Origin of the sequence: Shewanella sp. CG12_big_fil_rev_8_21_14_0_65_47_15 (assembly GCF_002783505.1) — a bacterium.
In the GTDB taxonomy this organism is placed as follows: Bacteria; Pseudomonadota; Gammaproteobacteria; order Enterobacterales; family Shewanellaceae; genus Shewanella.
The window spans coordinates 34,905-56,549 of the sequence record NZ_PFGL01000002.1; the positions used below are offsets into that span (position 1 = coordinate 34,905).

Annotated in this window: 22 protein-coding genes; 8 read left to right on the forward strand and 14 right to left on the reverse strand. The window is 47.0% G+C overall.

Annotation, left to right across the window (positions count from 1 at the left end; genetic code table 11):
- The first annotated feature begins 43 nt into the window (after positions 1-43).
- Complete coding sequence (locus COW15_RS01355) at positions 44-526, forward strand: DUF1285 domain-containing protein (RefSeq protein WP_293628993.1); 483 nt, start codon at positions 44-46, stop codon at positions 524-526.
- A gap of 151 nt (positions 527-677) precedes the next feature.
- Entirely contained in the window at positions 678-1,109 is a 432-nt protein-coding gene (locus COW15_RS01360) for a MarR family transcriptional regulator (protein ID WP_198780182.1), read from the forward strand.
- Between the two features lie 27 nt (positions 1,110-1,136).
- On the opposite strand, the gene COW15_RS01365 is transcribed toward COW15_RS01360, so the two are convergent.
- Complete coding sequence (locus COW15_RS01365) at positions 1,137-1,484, reverse strand: hypothetical protein (RefSeq protein ID WP_293628996.1); 348 nt, start codon at positions 1,482-1,484, stop codon at positions 1,137-1,139.
- Between the two features lie 187 nt (positions 1,485-1,671).
- Positions 1,672-2,706, reverse strand: coding sequence for a Glu/Leu/Phe/Val dehydrogenase dimerization domain-containing protein (locus COW15_RS01370; protein WP_293628998.1), 1,035 nt, complete (start codon positions 2,704-2,706; stop codon positions 1,672-1,674).
- A gap of 281 nt (positions 2,707-2,987) precedes the next feature.
- On the opposite strand from COW15_RS01370, the gene COW15_RS01375 reads away from it, so the two are divergent.
- Positions 2,988-3,437: a DUF4826 family protein gene (locus COW15_RS01375; RefSeq protein WP_293628999.1), complete on the forward strand. Its 450-nt coding sequence runs from the start codon at positions 2,988-2,990 to the stop codon at positions 3,435-3,437.
- A gap of 91 nt (positions 3,438-3,528) precedes the next feature.
- Here the strand turns inward: COW15_RS01375 and COW15_RS01380 are convergent, their stop codons facing one another.
- From COW15_RS01380 to rluE, 6 genes are all read right to left on the reverse strand, one after another.
- Positions 3,529-4,668, reverse strand: a complete 1,140-nt coding sequence (locus COW15_RS01380) for a cupin domain-containing protein (protein ID WP_293629000.1) — start codon at positions 4,666-4,668, stop codon at positions 3,529-3,531.
- 134 nt (positions 4,669-4,802) lie between these two features.
- Positions 4,803-6,173 (reverse strand): adenylosuccinate lyase, encoded by a 1,371-nt coding sequence (gene purB / locus COW15_RS01385; protein ID WP_293629001.1) that lies wholly within the window; start codon positions 6,171-6,173, stop codon positions 4,803-4,805.
- A 29-nt stretch (positions 6,174-6,202) separates the two neighbouring features.
- Positions 6,203-6,820: a high frequency lysogenization protein HflD gene (gene hflD / locus COW15_RS01390; RefSeq protein WP_293629002.1), complete on the reverse strand. Its 618-nt coding sequence runs from the start codon at positions 6,818-6,820 to the stop codon at positions 6,203-6,205.
- Between the two features lie 3 nt (positions 6,821-6,823).
- The gene (mnmA, locus tag COW15_RS01395) at positions 6,824-7,942 is read right to left on the reverse strand and encodes a tRNA 2-thiouridine(34) synthase MnmA (protein WP_293629003.1); all 1,119 of its coding nucleotides are present in this window, start codon (positions 7,940-7,942) and stop codon (positions 6,824-6,826) included.
- A gap of 233 nt (positions 7,943-8,175) precedes the next feature.
- Positions 8,176-8,670 carry an NUDIX hydrolase gene (locus tag COW15_RS01400; protein ID WP_293629004.1) on the reverse strand — a complete coding sequence of 165 codons (495 nt, stop codon included), beginning with the start codon at positions 8,668-8,670 and terminating at the stop codon, positions 8,176-8,178.
- A gap of 67 nt (positions 8,671-8,737) precedes the next feature.
- Complete coding sequence (gene rluE / locus COW15_RS01405; protein WP_293629005.1) at positions 8,738-9,511, reverse strand: 23S rRNA pseudouridine(2457) synthase RluE; 774 nt, start codon at positions 9,509-9,511, stop codon at positions 8,738-8,740.
- A gap of 340 nt (positions 9,512-9,851) precedes the next feature.
- On the opposite strand from rluE, the gene COW15_RS01410 reads away from it, so the two are divergent.
- Entirely contained in the window at positions 9,852-12,077 is a 2,226-nt protein-coding gene (locus tag COW15_RS01410; protein ID WP_293629006.1) for an NADP-dependent isocitrate dehydrogenase, read from the forward strand.
- A 145-nt stretch (positions 12,078-12,222) separates the two neighbouring features.
- Here the strand turns inward: COW15_RS01410 and cspD are convergent, their stop codons facing one another.
- Entirely contained in the window at positions 12,223-12,429 is a 207-nt protein-coding gene (gene cspD, locus COW15_RS01415) for a cold shock domain-containing protein CspD (protein WP_006081937.1), read from the reverse strand.
- A gap of 193 nt (positions 12,430-12,622) precedes the next feature.
- On the opposite strand from cspD, the gene clpS reads away from it, so the two are divergent.
- Together clpS and clpA are read left to right on the forward strand one after the other, a co-directional pair.
- Positions 12,623-12,931 carry an ATP-dependent Clp protease adapter ClpS gene (clpS, locus tag COW15_RS01420; RefSeq protein ID WP_293629027.1) on the forward strand — a complete coding sequence of 103 codons (309 nt, stop codon included), beginning with the start codon at positions 12,623-12,625 and terminating at the stop codon, positions 12,929-12,931.
- Positions 12,932-12,974: 43 nt separating this feature from the next.
- On the forward strand, positions 12,975-15,242 hold the full coding sequence (gene clpA / locus COW15_RS01425; protein WP_293629028.1) for an ATP-dependent Clp protease ATP-binding subunit ClpA: 2,268 nt from the start codon (positions 12,975-12,977) through the stop codon (positions 15,240-15,242).
- Between the two features lie 116 nt (positions 15,243-15,358).
- Here the strand turns inward: clpA and infA are convergent, their stop codons facing one another.
- From infA to aat, 3 genes are all read right to left on the reverse strand, one after another.
- On the reverse strand, positions 15,359-15,577 hold the full coding sequence (gene infA / locus COW15_RS01430; protein ID WP_006081934.1) for a translation initiation factor IF-1: 219 nt from the start codon (positions 15,575-15,577) through the stop codon (positions 15,359-15,361).
- Positions 15,578-15,659: 82 nt separating this feature from the next.
- Positions 15,660-16,376 (reverse strand): arginyltransferase, encoded by a 717-nt coding sequence (locus COW15_RS01435; protein ID WP_293629071.1) that lies wholly within the window; start codon positions 16,374-16,376, stop codon positions 15,660-15,662.
- Positions 16,366-17,076 carry a leucyl/phenylalanyl-tRNA--protein transferase gene (aat, locus tag COW15_RS01440; RefSeq protein ID WP_293629073.1) on the reverse strand — a complete coding sequence of 237 codons (711 nt, stop codon included), beginning with the start codon at positions 17,074-17,076 and terminating at the stop codon, positions 16,366-16,368. The genes COW15_RS01435 and aat overlap by 11 nt, the downstream gene beginning before the upstream one ends.
- Before the next feature lie 54 nt (positions 17,077-17,130).
- On the opposite strand from aat, the gene COW15_RS01445 reads away from it, so the two are divergent.
- Both COW15_RS01445 and COW15_RS01450 read left to right on the forward strand, forming a co-directional pair.
- Positions 17,131-17,601, forward strand: coding sequence for a glycine zipper 2TM domain-containing protein (locus COW15_RS01445; RefSeq protein ID WP_293629074.1), 471 nt, complete (start codon positions 17,131-17,133; stop codon positions 17,599-17,601).
- A gap of 46 nt (positions 17,602-17,647) precedes the next feature.
- On the forward strand, positions 17,648-18,400 hold the full coding sequence (locus COW15_RS01450) for a Nif3-like dinuclear metal center hexameric protein (protein ID WP_293629075.1): 753 nt from the start codon (positions 17,648-17,650) through the stop codon (positions 18,398-18,400).
- 68 nt (positions 18,401-18,468) lie between these two features.
- On the opposite strand, the gene COW15_RS01455 is transcribed toward COW15_RS01450, so the two are convergent.
- Both COW15_RS01455 and metG read right to left on the reverse strand, forming a co-directional pair.
- Positions 18,469-19,425 (reverse strand): AEC family transporter, encoded by a 957-nt coding sequence (locus COW15_RS01455; RefSeq protein ID WP_293629076.1) that lies wholly within the window; start codon positions 19,423-19,425, stop codon positions 18,469-18,471.
- 118 nt (positions 19,426-19,543) lie between these two features.
- Positions 19,544-21,574 carry a methionine--tRNA ligase gene (gene metG, locus COW15_RS01460; RefSeq protein ID WP_293629077.1) on the reverse strand — a complete coding sequence of 677 codons (2,031 nt, stop codon included), beginning with the start codon at positions 21,572-21,574 and terminating at the stop codon, positions 19,544-19,546.
- Positions 21,575-21,645 lie beyond the last annotated feature (71 nt).

Consider the following 21,645-nt stretch of genomic DNA (forward strand, 5'->3'; position numbering starts at 1 on the left):
AAAACCAGCCAGTAGGCTGGTTTTTTGTTAAAGGAAATGGATGATGGACAAGTTGACCAAGAGTGAGCAGCATACATTAGAACAGCTTGCGCTGAATATTGCCTCTCCCACCAGTGCAGTGTTGAGTGAGGTCCCATTATGCAGTGAGGTTGCGTTATTTAATATTCAAGAAACTGGAGACTGGCAGTATCAGGGAAGCGCATTGCCCGTTAAATTTGCAAAGCTTTTTGCGGGTATTTTACACTGCATCGAGGACGAGCATTTTTTAATTACCCCAGTGGAAAAAGTTCGCGTCACAGTGGTCGATGTCCCTTTAGTGATTGTCGATTTTGAGCGTGGCCCAGATCCCGCTTATCTGCAGGTGAAGACCAGTATCGATACCGAGCATCAGATCTTGGATATTAGCCGGATGAGACTGACCGACTTTGGCATTTATTTGCCCTTAGAGCGGGGTTTGTGGGGAAAACTGAGTCGGGCTTGTTATTATAATTTTGTGAATGAATTCAAATTATCTGACTTAGAATAGCCCTAAGTACGGTGATATTGATTGCAATTAGTTCTGGGTATTGACTAGTTTATTATAGGTTAAGTGATAGTATTAAAAATGACGCTTAGCATGGATCTCGGGTGAGTGTCAGGTTAGATGGGTCTAAAACCGCTGTTTTCGGAGGTGCTGTTTGAACCGTTATGAAAGCTTAGGCTATCTTGTTTCCCACTTAAATCTTGAGCTGCAAAATGAGCTCGATCTGCAACTTAAACGCTATCAACTCGATATTAAGTTGTGGCCTGTGTTGTTCGCCCTTTGGCAGGAAGAGGGCATCACTCAAACCGAATTATCAAAACGTTGTGATGTCGCAAACTACACTATGACGCGCTTGCTTGACCAATTACAGGTACAAGGATTTATCACCCGTCACCAAGAGTCAGACAATCGCCGTGCTTTTCAAATATTTTTGACCGATGAGGCCAAAGCCTTAGAGCAGGATTTGATCCGAGAGGCTGAGCGGGTCAACGAAAAGTTTCTCTCTAATCTGAATGAGGATGAGCGCTCACAATTTATCAAACTGCTCAACAAAATCAACCGTTTATCAGTAGATGAATATGACTAACTGTACTAAACAGAGTGTGTTGTGGGCCTAAAAGGGCAGTAATATAAGCAATAACACTAAACTCGAGCCAAACAGTAATCCCTGTTGTAGCATACGTTGACGCTGAACTAGGCTTTCCTTCCCCTGTTTTAAGCTAGTGATCAATTGATTATGCTTGTAAATCCGACAGGTTAATTCATCGGTTTGGGGGTCGATAAACAACTTAAAACGACATTGATTGCCATCGTTCAGTTTGATGCTGTGCTCACTGTTTTGACCAAAATTGAGCTTACGTGACACCATTTGTCCGTTGATAAATACCCGCTCTAAACCAAACCAATCACTGGCCTGCAACTCAACCGAGTCTTGATTCAGCTCATATTTGAAACTGACCATGTGTCATTCCTCCACTGACCGACGAGTGATTAATTCAAGCAGAGTAGGTTACCGTTTTCCACTACAGAATAGTGAATTTTACGTGTCGTTTAGGTATCTGATTGGTATTAAGGAGGATTTATTTTTGACGAGGAGGGAAGGGGAAAAAGGCGAACAACCAGTGTTGGTTGCCCGCCTAAAAGCTTAATTAGGCTTTTGCACCTTGGTAAATGGCACGGGCCATTTCATCGGCAACAGCGCCAGTAGTGCGATTTTGTTCATCGGCCTGTGCAAAAATCTTCAGTAGCGTGTGATAGATTTCTCTGACCTTAGCTTCCGATTTCGCCGCGTCATAATCTTTTTCGAACGACACGTTGATAATACCGCCTGCGTTGATCACATAATCTGGCGCGTACAGTATGCCCATGTCTTTCAGTTGCTCACCGTGGCGTACTTCGGCTAATTGATTGTTGGCACAGCCGGCGACAATTTTCGCCTTCAGTTGCGGTAAGGTTGCATCGTTTAAGGTTGCACCAAGGGCACAGGGAGCGTACACATCCACATCTTGGGAGTAGATGTCCTGTGGTGCGACGATAATCGCACCAAAATCCGTGGCAACTTTATCTAAGGAGGCTTGATGAATGTCAGTCACAATCAGCTCTGCGCCTTCTTCATGCAAGTGTTTGCACAGATAATAACCTACGTGACCGACACCTTGAACGGCGATTTTAAGGCCTTTGAGGCTATCTAAACCGAGTTTATGTTTAACCGCAGCTTTGATACCTAAATAGGTACCAAGGGCTGTGAAGGGAGATGGATCGCCACTCTTGCCTTCTAGACCCGCCATATAAGGGGTTTCTTCATGGGCGATCATAATATCAGCAGTGGTGGTGCCTACGTCTTCAGCGGAGTAATAACGGCCGCCGAGGCTATTGATGAAACGACCAAAGGCACGGAAGAGGGCTTCACGATCCGGTCTTTTAGGATCGGCAATAATCACTGATTTACCACCACCCATGGTGAGGCCTGCCAATGCGTTTTTGTAGGTCATACCACGGGAAAGGCGTAATACGTCTGTCAGCGCTTCGTCGTCCGATTGATAGTTCCACATACGACATCCACCCACAGCAGGGCCTAAATTCGTATTATGGATGGCGACAATGGCTCTTAAGCCACTTTCTTTATCATGACAGAATACGACCTGTTCATGTTCGTCAAAGGATACATGATTAAATACAGCCACGTGAAGTTCTCCGCTATACACAATGAAAAAGCCGATGGGGCAAACTCCCATCGACTGCTTGTTATATTTATTGCAGAACCATAGCATTTAGCGATACTCTCAACCATGCATAATGACCGAATAAATAGATTATTTGTGGCAATCTAGCTTTCCACTTTACGTAAACGTAAGCTTTACGGTGAAAAAAGGATGGAATTGGATACCAAATCTGTGAATAGTAGGGACCGCACACTCATCCTAAGAATGAGAGCCGCGTTATAACAATAAGATAGGACGGAAGTATGACTGAACAAGCTGTCGACCAAGCTCAACCAAGGTTATCTGCAGAAGAATTGGAAAAACTGCGCCAAGAGTGGGTCAGAACTCAATTTCAAAAAGCGAATCGTTTCCTTGCCGAGAAGGGGGTTATCCCAAGCAAAGTGTTGGCCGATGAGAGCCGCTACCTTGCACCTTATATGGCCATTTGGAAAATGGAATCTAAACGTCCAAGCAATAAAACCTATTGGGTGATGTCAGGTGATTTACCCTCGGATTTTGTCGATGTGAAAGTAGCCGCAACGGCCCGTGATGCCGTGCGTCATTTCTCTATGATGTGGCAAATGCAGGCAGAAAATTTAGTGCGTTCGGGTGCCACCCGTGATGCGACTCAGGCAAAGTTTGCACAGTTGCTGGTATCGCGTGCAGAGAGTTTATACCGTATGCATAACGACGATAAACTGTGGAATGCCTAAGTTATTATTGCATTTTGTCGGTACGCTTTAGGATAGATAAATAAGAAAGGCACTCGATGGAGTGCCTTTCTTTTATCAAACTGTTAATGAACTAAGCTTCAGTATCAGCGAGATAGCATAGCCCTTGATTGATCAAGGTTAACAGCAGGCTCTGTACTTCGTCGTTTTGGCAGAGTGTCGATGCAATATCAGAGGATAAGCTGACGTTGTCGCTGAGTATCGCCAGTACCTCTTCTGGGGTGTTTGGCAGTTCGTAGACTTCGCCATTGATGAACAATCTGCTGTTTGTGTCATTTTCGAGGCGCAATACTTTTAAGCCACCGATACGATTTATGCCCGCACCTTGGTCGAAGGCATCTTGCAGATCCGCTTCTGTGTAGGCTTCTTCGCCTTCACAAATATCTAATTCAAAACGATTTTGACTAAGTAATTTACCTAAAACGATTTGGTAATTATTCGGATCTTGGCTCAGTTGTGTGAGTAAATCCATCAGCCCAAGTTGGTGTTCTTGGCTGATCACACCGGGTGCATCAGGCTCAGAAATGGAAGTGAAACGCTGTTGCCCCAAGTTTTTATCAAGTAAATAGTCGGCGACTTCACTGACCAGTTCTTGCTGGCTTGGGGCGCGGAAACCAATCGAGTAACTCATTGCTATAGTTAATGTTTCACCGCAGTGTGGGAAACCAGGTGGAATATAAAGCATATCGCCTTTTTCTAACACTACATCGATAATTGAGGTGAAGTCTTCAACCAGCGGCGAGTTGGGATTGCCACCACGGCGTTGTTGCGGAGTATTGTCACCGACGGTCCAGCGACGCTCACCTTCGCCTTGAATGATAAACACATCGTAGTTATCGACGTGCGGACCTACGCCGCCGCTTGGGGTCGCAAATGAGGCCATCAAGTCATCGAAGCGCCAGTCAGGTAAGAAGCGAAAAGCATCGACGAATGGCTGCGAATCGGGATACCAATGGTTGACCGCTTGCACTAACAACTGCCAATGGGTTTCGCCATAGTTGTCATAATCTTCAAACGGGCCTTGAACCACTTCCCAGTTATCATCCTTAGTGACGACGATACGCGAAGAGATTTCTTCCTCACAGGCAAGGCCTGCTAATTCATCGGCACTGATCGGATCTTCAAACTGCGGAAAGGCATTTTTGATCAGCAGAGGTTTCTTTTGCCAGTATTCACTAAGAAACTGGGCGATATCGAGATTGAGTGTATACATAGCGTTAAAAAAGGCGACCACATCGCGGTGATGTGGGTCGCCTTAATCCTTATTTCTGTTTAAGAAAGAGTTTTATCTGTCGCCAATTTCAGTTAATAACTAATTGGGGTTAATAGCCAATTTAAATGAATAGCTTACTTCAGTTCGTCGACAAACGCTTCGGCACGACCAATGTAATTGGCTGGCGTCATTTTCTTCAGTTCAGCTTTCACTGAGTCTGGTAATTCAAGTCCGTCAATAAACACTGACAGTTGCTGCGCATCGATACGTTTACCGCGCGTCAGTTCTTTTAATTTTTCGTATGGTTTTTCAATGCCATAACGACGCATTACCGTTTGTACTGGTTCTGCTAATACTTCCCAGTTGTGATCTAACTCATCACGCAGGTGCGCTTCGTTAACTTCTAACTTGCTGATACCTTTTAAAGTTGCTTGATAAGCGATCAACGCATGGGCAATACCGACGCCTAAGTTACGCAGTACGGTTGAGTCAGTTAAGTCACGTTGCCATCTTGATAACGGCAGCTTAGAGGCTAAATGTTGCATCAGCGCGTTAGCGATACCTAAGTTACCCTCAGAGTTTTCAAAATCGATAGGGTTAACTTTGTGCGGCATAGTCGATGAACCGATTTCACCGGCGATCGTGCGTTGTTTGAAGTGACCTAGTGCGATGTAACCCCAAATGTCACGGTCAAAGTCAATCAGCACAGTGTTGAAACGGGCAACCGCATCAAACAGCTCGGCAATGTAATCGTGTGGCTCGATTTGCGTCGTGTAGGCATTCCAGTGCAGGCCTAGGCTAGTCACAAAACGCTCCGACAATTCATGCCAGTTAACTTCAGGGTAGGCTGACAGGTGAGCATTGTAGTTACCGACGGCACCGTTCAGTTTGCCCATGATTTCAACATTGGCGATTTGTTTGATTTGACGCTCAAGACGCATCGCCACGTTCGCCATCTCTTTACCGAGCGTAGAGGGTGACGCGGGTTGGCCATGGGTGCGTGACATTAATGGCACAGAGCGATATTCAATCGCCAGCTTTTTAATCGCAGTCAGCAACTCGTTGCAGTAGGGCAGTAATACCTGCTCACGGGCTTCAGTCAACATTAAACCGTGGCTTAAGTTGTTGATATCTTCAGAAGTACAGGCAAAGTGAACAAACTCACCCACTGCGGCTAATTCGCTATTGCCCGCGATTTTTTCTTTGATGAAGTATTCAACCGCTTTCACATCGTGGTTAGTGGTGCTTTCGATAGCCTTAACACGCAGCGCATCTTGTTCGTTGAAATTGTCTTTAATGCCATCGAGTACGGCGATAGCAGACGCGCTTAGCGGCGGTACTTCGATGATTTCTGGGCAATCGGCTAACAGTTTTAGCCAATTGATTTCAACCTGAACACGGTACTTGGTAAGACCGAACTCGCTGAAAATCCCTCTCAATGACGCGGTTTTACTACCATAACGACCGTCTACCGGAGAGATAGCAGTTAGTGCGGAAAGATCCATGTGAAGCTCCTTGATGAACGCTAATTTTATTATAGGGTAAGACTTTTCTTGGCTGTATCGACTATGGCTTTGCGGGCGAAGACTAAGTGTCGACGCTTACCGCCTAGTTGGCGCCACAGTACAGCGCTGCGCATGGCTGCAAGCAGCAGAGCGCGAATTTTTTGTTGTACGATAGGGCGTTGCAAACACACTGGATTGCCTGATATTTGGATTTTTGGCCCTAAATTACTGATGATGTCGCTGTAAATGCTGGCAAGATTGGCAATCACTTGCTCATCGGTGATCGCAAAATGATGTAGCTGGCGATGTACTTGATTAATGCGTTCGGCCAACATGCCTAAACCGCTGTTAGAGCGTACCAGCTTGCGTTCGAGGGCTAAGATACCGACAAGATAACGAGTGATTTCAACATCTTTTTGGCTACTGTCACCGAGCTGATTGAGGATCAGTTTGTAACCCTTACTCAGTGCGGCTTTATCTTGATAGACATCGGCAGTATTGTCAGGATTGGTGACCAGTATGGTATTTAAACTCGCCGCGAGCTCGGTATTATCGCTCTCACCCTGACGCGCCAAATGTTGCACTTGGGCTATGGCCTGCAGTATGCCTGCAAATGCCATAGTACGGTTAACTAGCTGATCGCTCACGCTTTATCCTCGTATTAATTGATCGATGATGCCGCCACCTAGGCAGACTTCACCCTCATAAAATACCGCAGATTGCCCTGGCGTCACCGCCGCAACGGGTTCATCAAATATAACCCTTAAGGTATTTTCATCGCTGTACGTTAGCGTGCAGGGCACATCTTGCTGGCGATAGCGGGTTTTCACTGTGATATGACAACCATCGACAGGTCCGATTCTATCCACCCAGTGCAGTTGGTTAACTGTCATGCCCGTCGACATCAAACGAGGATGGTGTCCGCCTTGACCTACGATCAATACGTTACGCTCAAGATCTTTATCGACTACATACCAAGGATCGTCATTGCTGTTTTTCATTCCACCAATCCCTAGGCCCTTACGTTGGCCTAGAGTGTGGTACATCAGCCCCTGGTGGGTACCTATCACTTCGCCCTCTGGAGTTTCGATATTGCCAGGTTGGGCGGGTAAATAATTACCCAAGAATTCAGTGAACTTGCGCTCACCGATAAAGCAGATGCCAGTACTGTCTTTTTTATCATGGGTGATTAAGCCCATTTCTTTTGCGATTTCACGTACCTGATGTTTTTCAAGCTCACCGACGGGGAAGAGGCTACGGGCCACTTGCTCGTGGCTAAGGGTGTAGAGGAAATAACTTTGGTCTTTATTGCCATCGACGCCACGGAGCATTTGTGTGCTGCCATCGCTATTGTCGCGGCGGCGCACATAGTGGCCCATGGCGATGTAATCGGCGTCGAGGATTTCATCGGCAAATTCTAAAAATGCCTTAAATTTGATTTCTTTGTTACACATAATATCGGGATTGGGCGTGCGGCCGGCTTTGTATTCGGCGAGGAAATACTCAAATACATTGTCCCAATATTCGGCTGCAAAGTTGACTGTGTGTAGCTTGATCCCGAGCTTGTCGCACACGGCTTGGGCATCTTTTAAATCTTCAGCGGCGGCGCAGTACTCGTTGTTGTCATCTTCTTCCCAGTTCTTCATGAAAAGGCCTTCAACCTGATAGCCCTGCTGCATAAGCAAATAGGCTGAAACGGATGAATCTACACCGCCGGACATGCCGACAATGACTTTTTTTCCTGTATGAGTGGGTTCGATTGATGTCATAGATCCTAAAAACCATTGAGTATATGTTGGCTAGGCACTTTTTGTGGGGAGTTCTGTATCACCCAAGTAATCGCATGGCCTAGCTTAAAATCTGTGTATTGCGTAAACGATTTATCCCCGTTAGGCGAGCCTGTAAAAGGCGCGAATAACAGCGCAATCTCTTAGCATCAGGTTAATGCAGGTTTACCTTAACTAAGCTAATGTATTGCGGATTTACGCGGCGGCGTATTCTATCACGCCTTGCTCTTTGGGGCTATCGTGAGACGATCACTATTGAGTAAGTCTAGGGGATAAGCCGATCCCTGTTGCAGATGATGGCGATAGTCTCTGAGGCAGTCGAGGACTAAGGGACTACGCAGCAAAGATTGTTTGGCTTCGATTTGCTCAAAGTCCAACCAATGAGCTGCATGGATGGCATCGTCCTGCGGCGCGGGTGAGGGCATATCATCTAGCTGCACGAAGAAGGTAAAGCGCACAAAGGCTAGCTCTTCGCTGGCACTGAATTGATAGATGCCGACGAGCCCATGGGGTTTGAGTGATAACCCCGTTTCCTCAAGCACTTCGCGCTCACAGGCTTGGGTTAAGCTTTCATTCGCTTCTAAGTGACCCGCTGGCTGGTTAAAGCGCTGCTCGCCATCAATCCACTCTTCCACTAGCAGATACTTATCCTGTGAAGTTGCATGAATAATACAAGCGACGGTCACATTGGGTTTATATCGTTGACTCATGAAACCTCCTTTGGGTGGACAGGGTGCCACTTTATAGTGGCGTTGAGCGCAGAAACTTGGCTGAAATTTAGACTTCATCACCGAGACGGATGCATTTATGCTCGCCCGATGGCAAATTATCTAGACTCCATTGGCCTATTTTATAACGGATTAATCTTAAGGTCGGATAACCTATATGGGCGGTCATACGCCTCACTTGGCGGTTGCGACCTTCATGGATCTGGATTTCTAGCCAAGTCGTTGGGATATTTTTGCGCTCTCTCACCGGTGGATTGCGTGGCCAAACATTCGGCTCATCCATGATTTTGACTTTGGCTGGCAGCGTCATACCATCATTTAATTCAACACCTTGGCGCAGTTTCGCCAGTGCATCTTCCGTCGGAATGCCTTCTACTTGTACCCAATAGGTTTTAAAGGTTTTCTTTTTCGGTTCCGTCAGCCTGGCCTGTAATTGACCGTCATTGGTCAGCAGTAACAAGCCCTCACTGTCTCTGTCTAAGCGGCCTGCGGCATAGACATCAGCAATGGGAATATAGTCTTTTAGGGTCTTGCGACCTTGTTCATCGGTAAATTGGCAAAGTACATCGAAGGGTTTGTTAAACAGCACAATAATGGGGGCAAGTGTTTGGCTATGTACGGGTTTTGCCGCCGCAATCGCTCGGCGGTTGGGATTTTTAAAGGGTTCTTTCTTTAAACTGCCATTGGCATTACGGGCTAATGGAACCTTACCTTCGATGGCAGATTTGTTAGCTGGGCCTTTGTTTGCGGGTCTACGCGCGCTTTGGGTTGGAGAACTGGTGCTGGGATTGGCGCGTTTAGGTGGAAACTTGTTTTTGTTCATGCTTTTGCTAACGGGAGGCTGAGACACGCTGACCTGACTTGATTGTATCGTTAATGTTTACACAGTGTACTTGGCATTCGCCCTTAGTGGAATTTGAATATTACTGTGAATGCTCTATGATGTCGGCCTAAAATGTGATCTGCGCCTATTTGTTTATTAGGTTTTAATGAGTCGTTTTACCGCATTGGCGGATGCGAATGGCCGATGGATAATGGAATAAATCTGGTATTGATGGGTGAGTAACTGCCTTGATTGATGATTTCATTGTGCCAAGACTTGTTCGCCATGCAATAAAATTATTATAAAAAATATTAAATTTTACAATAATGTAGGATGTAACATGAAAGATAACTCATCAACAATTATTTACACTGAAACCGACGAAGCGCCAGCACTGGCCACTCTCTCACTCTTACCTATTATCAGAACCTTTACCGACGCCGCAGGTGTTGCGGTTGAAACCCGTGATATCTCGTTATCGGGCCGTATTATTGCCAGTTTCCCTGAGAAGCTGACCGACGCGCAAAAAATTGGCGATCATCTCGCTGAACTTGGCGAGCTGGCAAATCAGCCAGAAGCCAATATCATCAAGTTACCGAATATCAGTGCTTCGATCCCACAGTTAAAAGCCTGTATCGCAGAACTGCAGCAAAAAGGTTACGACATCCCTCACTATCCGGATGAGCCAAAAACCGACGCTGAAAAGTCAATCAGAACGCGTTACGACAAGATCAAAGGCAGTGCGGTAAATCCAGTGCTGCGTGAAGGTAACTCGGACCGCCGCGCCCCATTATCGGTGAAAAACTTCGCCAAGAAAAACCCGCATTCAATGGGCAAGTGGGCTACTGATTCTAAGTCACATGTTGCCCATATGACCGAAGGCGATTTCTACGGTAGCGAATTGTCTGTGACGCTATCTGCTGCGGACAGCGTGAATATCGTGCTGACACAAAAAGATGGCCAAGAAGTGGTGCTTAAATCCGGTCTTAAGTTGCTGGCTGGCGAAATCATCGATGCCTCGGTATTAAGTAAAAAAGCCCTAGTGAGCTTCTATGAGCGTGAGATCGAAAACGCCAAAGCAGAAGATGTGCTGTTATCGCTGCATCTGAAAGCCACTATGATGAAAGTGTCTGATCCTATTATGTTTGGTCACGCTGTGAAGGTATTCTTCAAGCCAGTATTTGACAAGCATGCGGCGCTTTTCGCTGAATTAGGCGTAGATGTGAACAACGGTTTTGGTGATGTTTATGCCAAAATAGCGACTCTACCTGCCGATAGCCGCGCCGAAGTCGAAGCCGATATCGCCGCCGTTTACGCCGTGCGTCCCGCATTGGCTATGGTCGATTCTGACAAAGGTATCACCAACTTACACGTGCCAAGCGACATCATTATCGATGCGTCTATGCCTGCTGCGATCCGTTCATCTGGCCAAATGTGGGGACCAGACGGTCAATTACATGATACTAAAGCCATGATCCCAGATCGTTGCTATGCCGGTATTTACCAAGAAACGATTGCCTTCTGTAAAGAGCATGGCGCTTTCGATCCTAAAACCATGGGCAGCGTGCCAAACGTGGGCTTGATGGCGCAAAAAGCCGAAGAATATGGCAGCCATGACAAGACCTTTGAAATGCCTGCTGACGGTGTGGTTAACGTGGTCGATGCCAGCGGTAAGGTATTGATGAGCCATAACGTAGAAGCGGGCGATATTTGGAGAATGTGCCAAGTTAAAGACGCACCTATCCGTGATTGGGTCAAGCTGGCTGTGCGCCGCGCCCGTTTAAGCAATACACCCGCGGTATTCTGGTTAGATAGCAAACGTGCCCACGATGCGCAAATCATTGCTAAAGTGCAGCAGTATCTGCCAGAGCATGACACTAATGGCTTAGATATCAGCATCATGTCTCCAGAAGAGGCGACGCGTTTCTCTTTAGCTCGCATCAAAGAAGGCAAAGATACGATTTCAGTTACAGGTAACGTTTTACGTGACTACCTGACTGACTTGTTCCCAATTCTTGAGCTGGGTACCAGTGCTAAGATGTTGTCAATCGTGCCGTTAATGAACGGTGGCGGTCTATTTGAAACCGGTGCGGGCGGTAGTGCACCTAAGCACGTGCAACAGGTTGAGAAAGAAGGTCACTTACGTTGGGATTCACTGGGTGAATTCTTGGCTCTGGCGGCGTCTCTTGAGCACTTAAGCCAAACCGTGGGTAATCCAAAAGCCCAAGTGTTAGCAGATACCTTAGATCAAGCCATTGGCCAATTCTTAGATAGCAACAAATCGCCATCAAGAAGAGTCGGTGAGTTAGATAACCGTGGCAGCCATTTCTACTTAGCCATGTACTGGGCCCAAGCCTTAGCGGCGCAAACCAAAGATGCACAGTTGCAAGCTCACTTCATTCCATTAGCACATGCGCTGGCGGCAAATGAGCAAGTGATTGTGGCTGAATTAGCAACGGCACAAGGTGCACCGGTCGATTTAGGCGGTTACTATCGCCTAGACGCGGCTAAAGCTGAAAAAGCTATGCGCCCAAGTGAAACCTTGAACAAACTCTTGATTGCTTAATTCGTTAAGTTAACCCTGAGATAGCGAAAAGGATCTGCAATGCAGATCTTTTTTATGTCTATCAAAGTACCAGGTGATTGATTTTTTTTATAATAAAAAGGCAGGGACAAGTCCCTGCCTTTTTGATCATTGGCCTCACCAAACGTTATTTTGTTGGTGAAATGGCTGAAGCGTGCATCCCTTTTGGACCGGCTTCTACTTCAAATTGAACGGGTTGGCCTGCTTTTAGAGTTCGATAGCCTTCCATTTCAATGGTAGAATAGTGTGCAAAAACGTCCTCACCACCTTGATCAGGGCAAATAAACCCGAATCCTTTGGCGTTGTTGAACCATTTAACAGTTCCGCTTGCCATACTTCCACTTCCTTCTGTTGTCTACTTACCAGTAAGATAGTAAAACTTGTATAGACGGGTTTCTTTCACCGTCTGCACAACAGAATGTAAGGAGTAAAAGCGGAAGTCAAGCTAAAATTAACAAAGGGGTAACAACTGATTAATTTGAACATATCAATTGGAAGAGGCCAACACGAGAGGCTAGTATTAAAAAATGGGTAAGACAGGAAATGTTGAACACGTTGAAGAGCGTGTGAAATCTGAGTTAATGCCACCTTCTATGTACAAGGTGATCCTCAATAATGACGATTACACGCCAATGGATTTTGTGATTGAAGTATTGCAAGTTTTCTTTCGCAAAAATGAGCAAGAAGCGACCGATATCATGTTGACTATCCATCACAAGGGAAAGGGGATTTGCGGTATTTTTCCTTTTGGCATTGCAGAAACTAAGGTGATACAAGTAAATCAATTTGCAAGACAAAACCAACATCCGTTACTGTGTTCGTTAGAGAAAGCATGAATCTGCTTAACTCTGTAGTCCGTTGTTCATTTTGGGGGTGCTTATGCTGAACAAAGATCTGGAAGTCACCTTAAATCTGGCGTTTCAGCAAGCCAGAGATGCGCGTCACGAGTATATGACAGTAGAACATCTGTTATTGGCTCTTATCGACAATCCTGCGGCTCAAGAAGCACTAATCGCCTGTGGGGCGAACTTAGACAAACTCAGGGATGAAGTGGCAAGCTTTATCCAACAAACTACCCCAATTATTGCCGATATCGACGATGATAAAGAAACCCAGCCAACGCTCGGATTTCAGCGAGTGCTGCAGCGCGCGGTATTCCATGTGCAGTCATCGGGTCGCAATGAAGTGAACGGCGCTAATGTGTTAGTCGCCATTTTCAGTGAGCAAGAATCCCAAGCCGTGTATCTGCTACGTCGTTGCGATATTAGTCGTCTCGATGTCGTGAATTTTATTTCCCATGGTTTCGCCAAGAATGATGACGCTGAGTCACATCAAGATCAGGAACGTATTGAAGATCACAGTGAAGCTAGTGAAGAACGCAGCATGCTGTCGCAATTTGCGGCCAACTTAAATCAACTTGCTAAGCAAGGGATCATCGACCCACTGATTGGCCGCGATCAGGAAATTGAGCGTGCTATTCAAACCCTGTGTCGTCGCCGTAAAAATAATCCGCTATTGGTGGGCGAGGCGGGGGTGGGTAAAACCGCGATTGCAGAGGGCCTTGCCTACCGTATCGTGAATAACCAAGTGCCCGATGTGATGGCCGAAGCGACGGTTTACTCTCTCGACTTAGGCGCATTGCTTGCGGGTACGAAATACCGCGGTGATTTTGAGAAGCGTTTTAAAAGCCTGCTAAAAGAATTATCCGCAGATAAGCATGCGATTTTGTTTATCGATGAGATCCATACCATTATCGGTGCTGGCGCTGCGTCTGGCGGTGTGATGGATGCATCCAACTTGCTGAAACCTTTGTTATCCAGTGGCAATTTGCGTTGTATGGGCTCGACGACTTTCCAAGAATATCAAAGTATTTTTGAGAAAGACCGTGCCTTAGCTCGTCGCTTCCAAAAGGTGGATATCAATGAGCCTTCGGTGGAAGAGACCACTAAGATTTTGATGGGACTTAAATCTAAATACGAAGAATATCATGGCGTTCGTTATACTCAGGCGGCGATTAGCAGCGCGGCAGTATTATCGGCTAAGCACATCAACGATAGGCATTTACCCGATAAAGCCATCGATGTGATCGACGAAGCGGGCGCTCGCATGGCCATGTTGCCACAGAGTAAGCGGAAAAAGACCATAGGTCAGGCAGAAATCGAAGCTATCGTTGCTAAAATGGCACGAATTCCTGAGAAATCCGTTTCCGCCACTGACAAAGACTTGCTGCGTAATCTGGAGCGTAATCTTAAGATGGTGGTCTTTGGCCAAGATAAGGCCATTGAGAGTCTCAGTTCTGCTATTCGCTTATCCCGTAGTGGTTTAGGCACAGATAAAAAGCCTGTGGGTAGCTTCTTATTCGCCGGTCCCACCGGTGTGGGTAAGACCGAAGTCACCAATCAACTGGCAAGTTGTTTAGGGATGAAACTGGTGCGCTTTGACATGTCTGAGTACATGGAGAGCCATACGGTATCCCGTTTGATTGGTGCGCCTCCTGGTTATGTGGGTTATGACCAAGGAGGCTTACTCACCGATGCCGTGATTAAAAACCCCCATTGTGTCGTACTGTTAGATGAAATCGAAAAGGCTCACCCCGATGTCTATAACCTGTTGCTACAGGTGATGGATCACGGCACCTTGACCGATAACAATGGCCGTAAGGCGGACTTCAGACACGTAACACTAGTGATGACGACGAACGCGGGTGTGCAGGAGACCATTCGTAAGTCGATTGGCTTTACCCAGCAAGATCATACCCAGGACGCATTATCTGAAATTAACCGGGTATTTTCGCCGGAGTTTCGTAATCGTCTCGATTCCATCGTATGGTTCAACCATTTGGATATGACCATCATTGCCAAAGTGGTCGATAAATTCTTAGTGGAATTGCAGGCGCAGCTGGATGCGAAGCATGTCATTTTGGAAGTTAGCGATGAAGCCAGAACCCTATTGGCCGAGAAAGGTTACGATAAGAACATGGGGGCGCGCCCTATGGCAAGGGTGGTCACCGAATTGATCAAGCGCCCATTGGCAGACGAGATCTTATTTGGGGCTTTAGAAGCGGGTGGGGTTGCCCATGTCGATGTGAAAGAAGGCGAGATAGTGATCCGCGCCGAACGTCATGAAAAAACCACGACGAAAGTCTAGTGCATGATTATCTAAGGTTTTTAGATATGAAAATGGCTGCAATTGCAGCCATTTTTCTTATCTTTCGCCAACAAAAAAACCCGGCCTTGCCGGGTTTTTAACTATATGAGGCTATATCAGCGTGCGCGGAAGACAATACGACCTTTGGTCAGATCATAGGGAGTCAGCTGGACAGTTACTTTGTCACCAGTGAGGATCCGGATGTAGTTTTTGCGCATTTTGCCTGAAATGTGGGCTATCACCACATGACCATTTTCAAGCTCTACACGAAACATTGTGTTTGGCAAGGTTTCAAGGATAGTGCCTTGCATTTCAATGTTGTCTTCTTTCGCCATTAATTAATTATCCCATTAGCCTTCGAATATAAAAAACGGGCGTATCATGCCCCAAATTCACCCTGCTGTAAAGGGGAAGTGCTTAGCTAACTTGGCAATACTCCCAACCCTGGGGCGTTAAAATTTGATAAGGGCGGTATAAACGCTTGTAGGCCATTTTACGGTTTGCATCTATTTGATATCCGAGATAAAGGAATTCTTTGCCCTGCAATTTGGCCAAGCGGCACTGGATCAAAATCAGCAACGCACCGAGGGAGCGATGTTCTTCATCGGGATCGAAATAGCTGTAAATGGCCGATAGGCTATTGGGTAGAGTGTCTGTTACAGCAACGGCTAAAAGTTTGTCACCATCGTAGACTTCAATAAAAGTGGGAGGTAACCAGTGACAAAATAAAAACTGCTCATATTGCTCTTGGCTTGGAGGATACATAGGGCCGTCAAAGTGTCGCTGCTGAATATAACGCTCGTAGAGGGCGTATTGTGCATCCGTATGGCTGGAGGTGATACGCCAAGTTAAATCGCGATTCTGAGCTAGAGTGCGTTTTTGCCTCTTAGATACTGTAAATTCCCTGACGGGCAAACGAATGGGTTGGCATGCGTTACATCGAGGACAACGGGGTTTATAAATGGCGCTACCACTGCGGCGAAAACCTATGGCCAATAAACGCTCGAATAAAATCGGATCGAGCGTATCCTCTTGGATCACCAATAATTGTTCCTGTTGACCATCGAGGTAACTGCAGGGGAAAATCTGGCTGATCCCAATCGCAATGGGGGTTTTACTGGCGTTAGAGTTCAAGATTGACCTCTCTGGGGACCCAAGCCTCTGGATTGACGTCTTTATCTCTCAATTTTGCCAGCAATGCCATAAAATCGGCACGTTTAATCGCTTGTGCCCCTAAACTTTCTAAATGTGGATTCATGACCTGTGCATCAATTAACTTAAAGCCCATTTTCAATAGATGTTGTTGCAATGCGGCCATTGCAGCCTTGGAGGCATTGGTTTGACGGTGAAACATAGACTCACCACAGAATACTTGGCCTATGGCTAAGCCATAAAGACCGCCGATTAAGCGTTCACCCTGCCAAACTTCGATAGAATGGGCGTGGCCATTATGGTGAAGCTCGCGGTACGCCATTTGGATCTCATGGGTTATCCAAGTGCCACTCTGTTTTGAGCGAGGCTGTGCACATCCTGCCATCACATCGGTAAAGGCGTGATTGATCGTGATCCGCCAGGGTTGTTTTTTGAAATGCTTACGCAGACTTGTGCTGATATGCACTTGACCGAGTACAAATACGGCACGGGGATCCGGTGACCACCACAGAATAGGATCGTCTGCATTAAACCAAGGGAAAATCCCGTTATAGTATGCCGTCAGTAAACGATCTGGGCGTAAGTCTCCCCCTATCGCCAGCAATCCATTAGGATCGGTTAAAGCGAGTTCGGGTGAAGGAAAAGCGTCAAATTCGCGATTCAGAAAAGACAGTGACTTCACAATTGCGTATGATTCAGTAATAAACCCTTCTATTAAGTTAGCGGAAATTCAGATATGTGGAAACCTACTCTAGCGAGCTTTATGTTTATTTGTGCTTTTTTCATTGCACCACTGCATGCGGGTTATGATCGCAACCAAGCCGTGCCCGTGGAGAAAGTGCTCTATGGTGATATCAGTTCGGTGCGTAATATCACCGAAACCCAGCTCATTGAAGATAGAAACCAAGGTTGGAAAACCTTCGGTGGTGCGTTAGTCGGTGGTGTCATTGGCCATCAATTTGGTGGTGGCTCGGGCCAAGATGTTGCTACGGTTCTCGGTGCCTTAATTGGCGCTGGTGTGGGAAATCGTTATGGCAGTGGGACGACAACACAATCCTTAAAGTTAGTAGAATTGTTGATCAATCAAGAAGATGGTACCCAAGTCATGGTGATCCAAGACTATGATGCTGGCATGGTATTTAATGCCGGTGATAGGGTGCGGGTTGTGTACCTTCAAGGTGGCGTGCGTATTGACTTAGCCATGTAAGCCAGCAAGATGGACTCCTTTACATAAAAAATTAAACGGTGATGGAATGACACGGACAGAACTAGCCCAATATTTAGCCGATTTTTTACATGTGTCGGCCTTTAAAGATTACGCACCCAATGGCTTACAGGTAGAAGGCAAGGATGATATCCACACGATTGTTACAGGGGTGACGGCTTGCCAAGCTTTAATTGATGAGGCTGTCCGCTTAAACGCCGATGCGATTTTGGTTCACCACGGTTTTTTTTGGAAGAATGAACCCGAGGTCATCACTGGGATGAAACAGCGTCGTATTAAGGCGTTACTCGCCCACGATATTAGCTTATTTGGTTATCATTTACCCTTAGATGCCCACCCCATGCTCGGTAATAACGCAACCTTGGCAAGACAACTGGGGATAGTCGATGCCGAAGCCATCGAAGAGCTGGCTCAGGGCTTGCTGTGGCGTGGCAAACTCGATCTTCCTGTCAGTGCCAGCGAATTTGCCAGTACCCTTGAGAAGGCGTTAGGCAGAGCCCCTCTGCATATTGGGGACAGTGTGGCGCAGATCCAACATTTAGCTTGGTGCACTGGCGGTGCGCAGGACTATATCGATATGGCGGCAAGCCTGGGTGTCGATGCGTTTATCAGTGGTGAAGTGTCCGAGCGGACCTTCCACAGTGCGGTAGAGCAGGGCATACATTATTTTGCGGCGGGGCACCATGCGACGGAGCGTTTTGGCATTGAAGCCCTAGGCCGTCATCTCGCCCGTGAGTTTAACTTAGTGCATCATTTTGTGGATATCACTAACCCGGTCTAACTCACTTAAAACCTGTTCCCCTGGGGATCTCAACAATTGATCCTAATAATGCTGCAGATTAGCTGCAACTAGATCAGCCCCAAAGTGGACAGTATAAAAATACCTAAGGTGCAAGTGAACAGTGAGCAGACTGTGGTGAGGGCGATAATATTGGCCGCGAGAGTTGCATTACCCCCCATGGCGCGCGCCATCACATAGCTTGCGGCCGCGGTGGGCGCTGAACTCATTAAAAATACCAATGCTAATTCCATTCCTCGATAACCTAGTAGCAAGGCACCTCCGGTGATAAACAGCGGGGCAAAGATCAGTTTTAAGGCGGTCGAGAACCAAGTTGAATACTTTTCATGTTTGAGTGAACCAATATCGAGCGAGCCGCCAGTGCAGAGTAACGCAAGTGGCAGGGTCATATTGGCAAAGTACTGGCCAGCGTCGAGCACCATTTTCGGCACGGGGATCGCGAGCAGATAACATAGCATGCCAAGGATAATGGCAATGATCAGCGGGTTTTTAGTGATGGTCTTAATGATCACCGCAAACGCGCGGCGGCTGGATCCCTCGTCCCGTGGGCTTAAGCAAATCACGGCTTGAATATTATAGAGTAGCGTCATCGACGCCACGTAGACTGCGGCCAAGGCAACGCCCGATTCGCCATAGGCATTAGACACATAGGCTAAGCCGATAATGGCGGTATTAGCCCTAAATCCCCCCTGAATGATCACGCCTTGATCTTTTTGCTCGGGGAACAATCGTTTCGTCGCGAAGGTGGAGAGGATAAAAAACAGCAGATTGGCCAGTAAACCATAGCCTATTAAGGGGGCGCTGGCGGTAAGATCGTGATTTGAGCTGATGATGCTGAGAAACAACAGCGCGGGCAAGGTGACATTAAAAACCAGCTTAGAGGCAACATCAATAAAGTGCTCATCAATCACTTGGGTGCGTTTAAGCATGACGCCTAAGGCTAACATCAAACAGATAGGACCGGTTATCGAGGCAGAAAACAACAACTGCTCAATGATATTTCCCATAACTTCTCCCCAATGGATGCACTTTAAAGCGTGCCAGTTTTAGACTTTGCACCATAAATTAAGGCCGCATTGAATGCGGCCCTAATGACTTGTCGAACAGAGTCCAACGGATTGCAGATTACTTCACCCGCATACCAGGCTGTGCGCCTTCATGGGGTTCTAGAATCCACAAATCGCTACCACCAGGGCCAGCTGCCAGTACCATGCCCTCTGACATGCCAAAACGCATCTTACGCGGTGCAAGGTTGGCAACCATCACGGTCAGCTTACCTTCGAGATCCTCAGGCGAGTAGGCCGATTTAATGCCTGCAAATACCTGACGGGTTTCGCCGCCGATATCCAATTGCAGTTTTAACAGTTTGTCGGCTTCGGCCACATGTTCGGCTTTGACGATACGCGCGATACGCAGGTCGATTTTAGCGAAATCGTCATAACTGATGGTGTCGCTAATTGGATCGGTCGCTAATGGGCCTTTTGCTGATTCTGGCTCGGCCGTGGCCTGCAGATTCTCCTTAGAGTCGGCCACCATAGCGTTGACTTTATCCAGCTCAACACGTTGCATCATGGCTTTAAATGGCGCAATTTCGTGTCCCGCCATATCTTGGCCTAAGGCATCCCAAGTTAACGTCTGTTGGAAGAAGGTTTCAACGTCCTGTGCCAAACGTGGCAGCACGGGTTTTAAGTAAGTCACCAGAATGCGGAACAGGTTCAGAGCATTCGAGCACACTTGGTGGGCCGCTTCCTGTTGATCGTCGTGTTTCACCATTTGCCAAGGCGCAGCATCGGCCACAAAACCGTTGGCAATATCCGCCAGCGCCATGATTTCACGCATCGCTTTACCGTATTCGCGGGTTTCATAAAACTCGGCGATTTGCTCTTGCTTGGCTAAAAACGCCTCGGTCAGCGTGGTATCGGCAATTTTCGCGAGCTTGCCATCGAAACGTTTAGTGATAAAGCCTGCGGTGCGCGAGGCTAAGTTCACTAGCTTACCGACTAAGTCCGAGTTTACGCGCTGGGCGAAATCTTCCAGATTTAAATCTAAATCGTCGATACGGCTGCTGAGTTTGGCGGCGTAGTAGTAACGTAAATATTCAGGATCTAAATGATCTAAATAGGTGCGTGCCTTGATAAAGGTGCCCTTAGATTTCGACATCTTAGCGCCATTGACCGTTACATAACCGTGGGCATAGACACTGTTTGGTTGGCGATAACCTGAGCCGTGCAGCATGGCAGGCCAGAACAGGCTGTGGAAGTAGACTATGTCTTTACCGATAAAGTGGTAAACCTCGGCGGTAGAATCCTTGGCCCAAAATTCATCGAAGCTTAGCTCGGGGCGTTTGTCACACAGGTTTTTGAACGAACCCATATAACCGATAGGCGCATCTAGCCACACGTAGAAATACTTGCCCGGTGCATCGGGGATTTCGAAACCAAAGTAAGGTGCATCACGGGTGATGTCCCATTGCTGCAGACCTTGTTCGAACCATTCGTCGAGTTTGTTGGCCATTTCGACTTGCAGGGCGCCCGAGCGCGTCCACTCTTTTAGCATGCCTTCGAAGGCTGGCAGGTCGAAGAAGAAGTGCTCAGTGTCTTTCATCACTGGCGTAGCGCCAGATACTGCTGATTTTGGGTTAATCAGTTCGGTTGGGCTGTAAGTTGCACCGCAGGCATCGCAGTTATCGCCGTATTGATCGGGCGATTTACACTTAGGGCAAGTGCCTTTAACGAAGCGGTCTGGCAGGAACATCGATTTTTCAGGGTCAAAAAGCTGAGAAATGCTCTTGCTCTTGATATAGCCGTTAGCACGCAGTTTTAAGTAAATATCACTCGCCAGCACGCGGTTTTCATCACTGTGGGTGCTGTGATAGTTATCGAAGGCAATATTAAAGTCGGCGAAATCCTGCTGATGCTCTTTGTTCACTTGAGCGATCATCTCTTCAGGCGCTATGCCTAATTGCTGCGCCTTGAGCATGATCGGCGTACCGTGGGCGTCATCGGCACAAATATAGTGGCACTCATGTCCACGCAGCTTTTGATAACGCGACCAGATATCCGTCTGTATGTATTCCAGCATGTGACCTAAATGGATCGGTCCGTTCGCGTAGGGAAGTGCGCTGGTCACGAGAATTTTACGTTGTGAAGTTGCCATCTTGTCTCAAATATCGTGGTGGGCCAAAAATATTGGTAGAGATACTAACCGATTACAGGATGATTTTCATC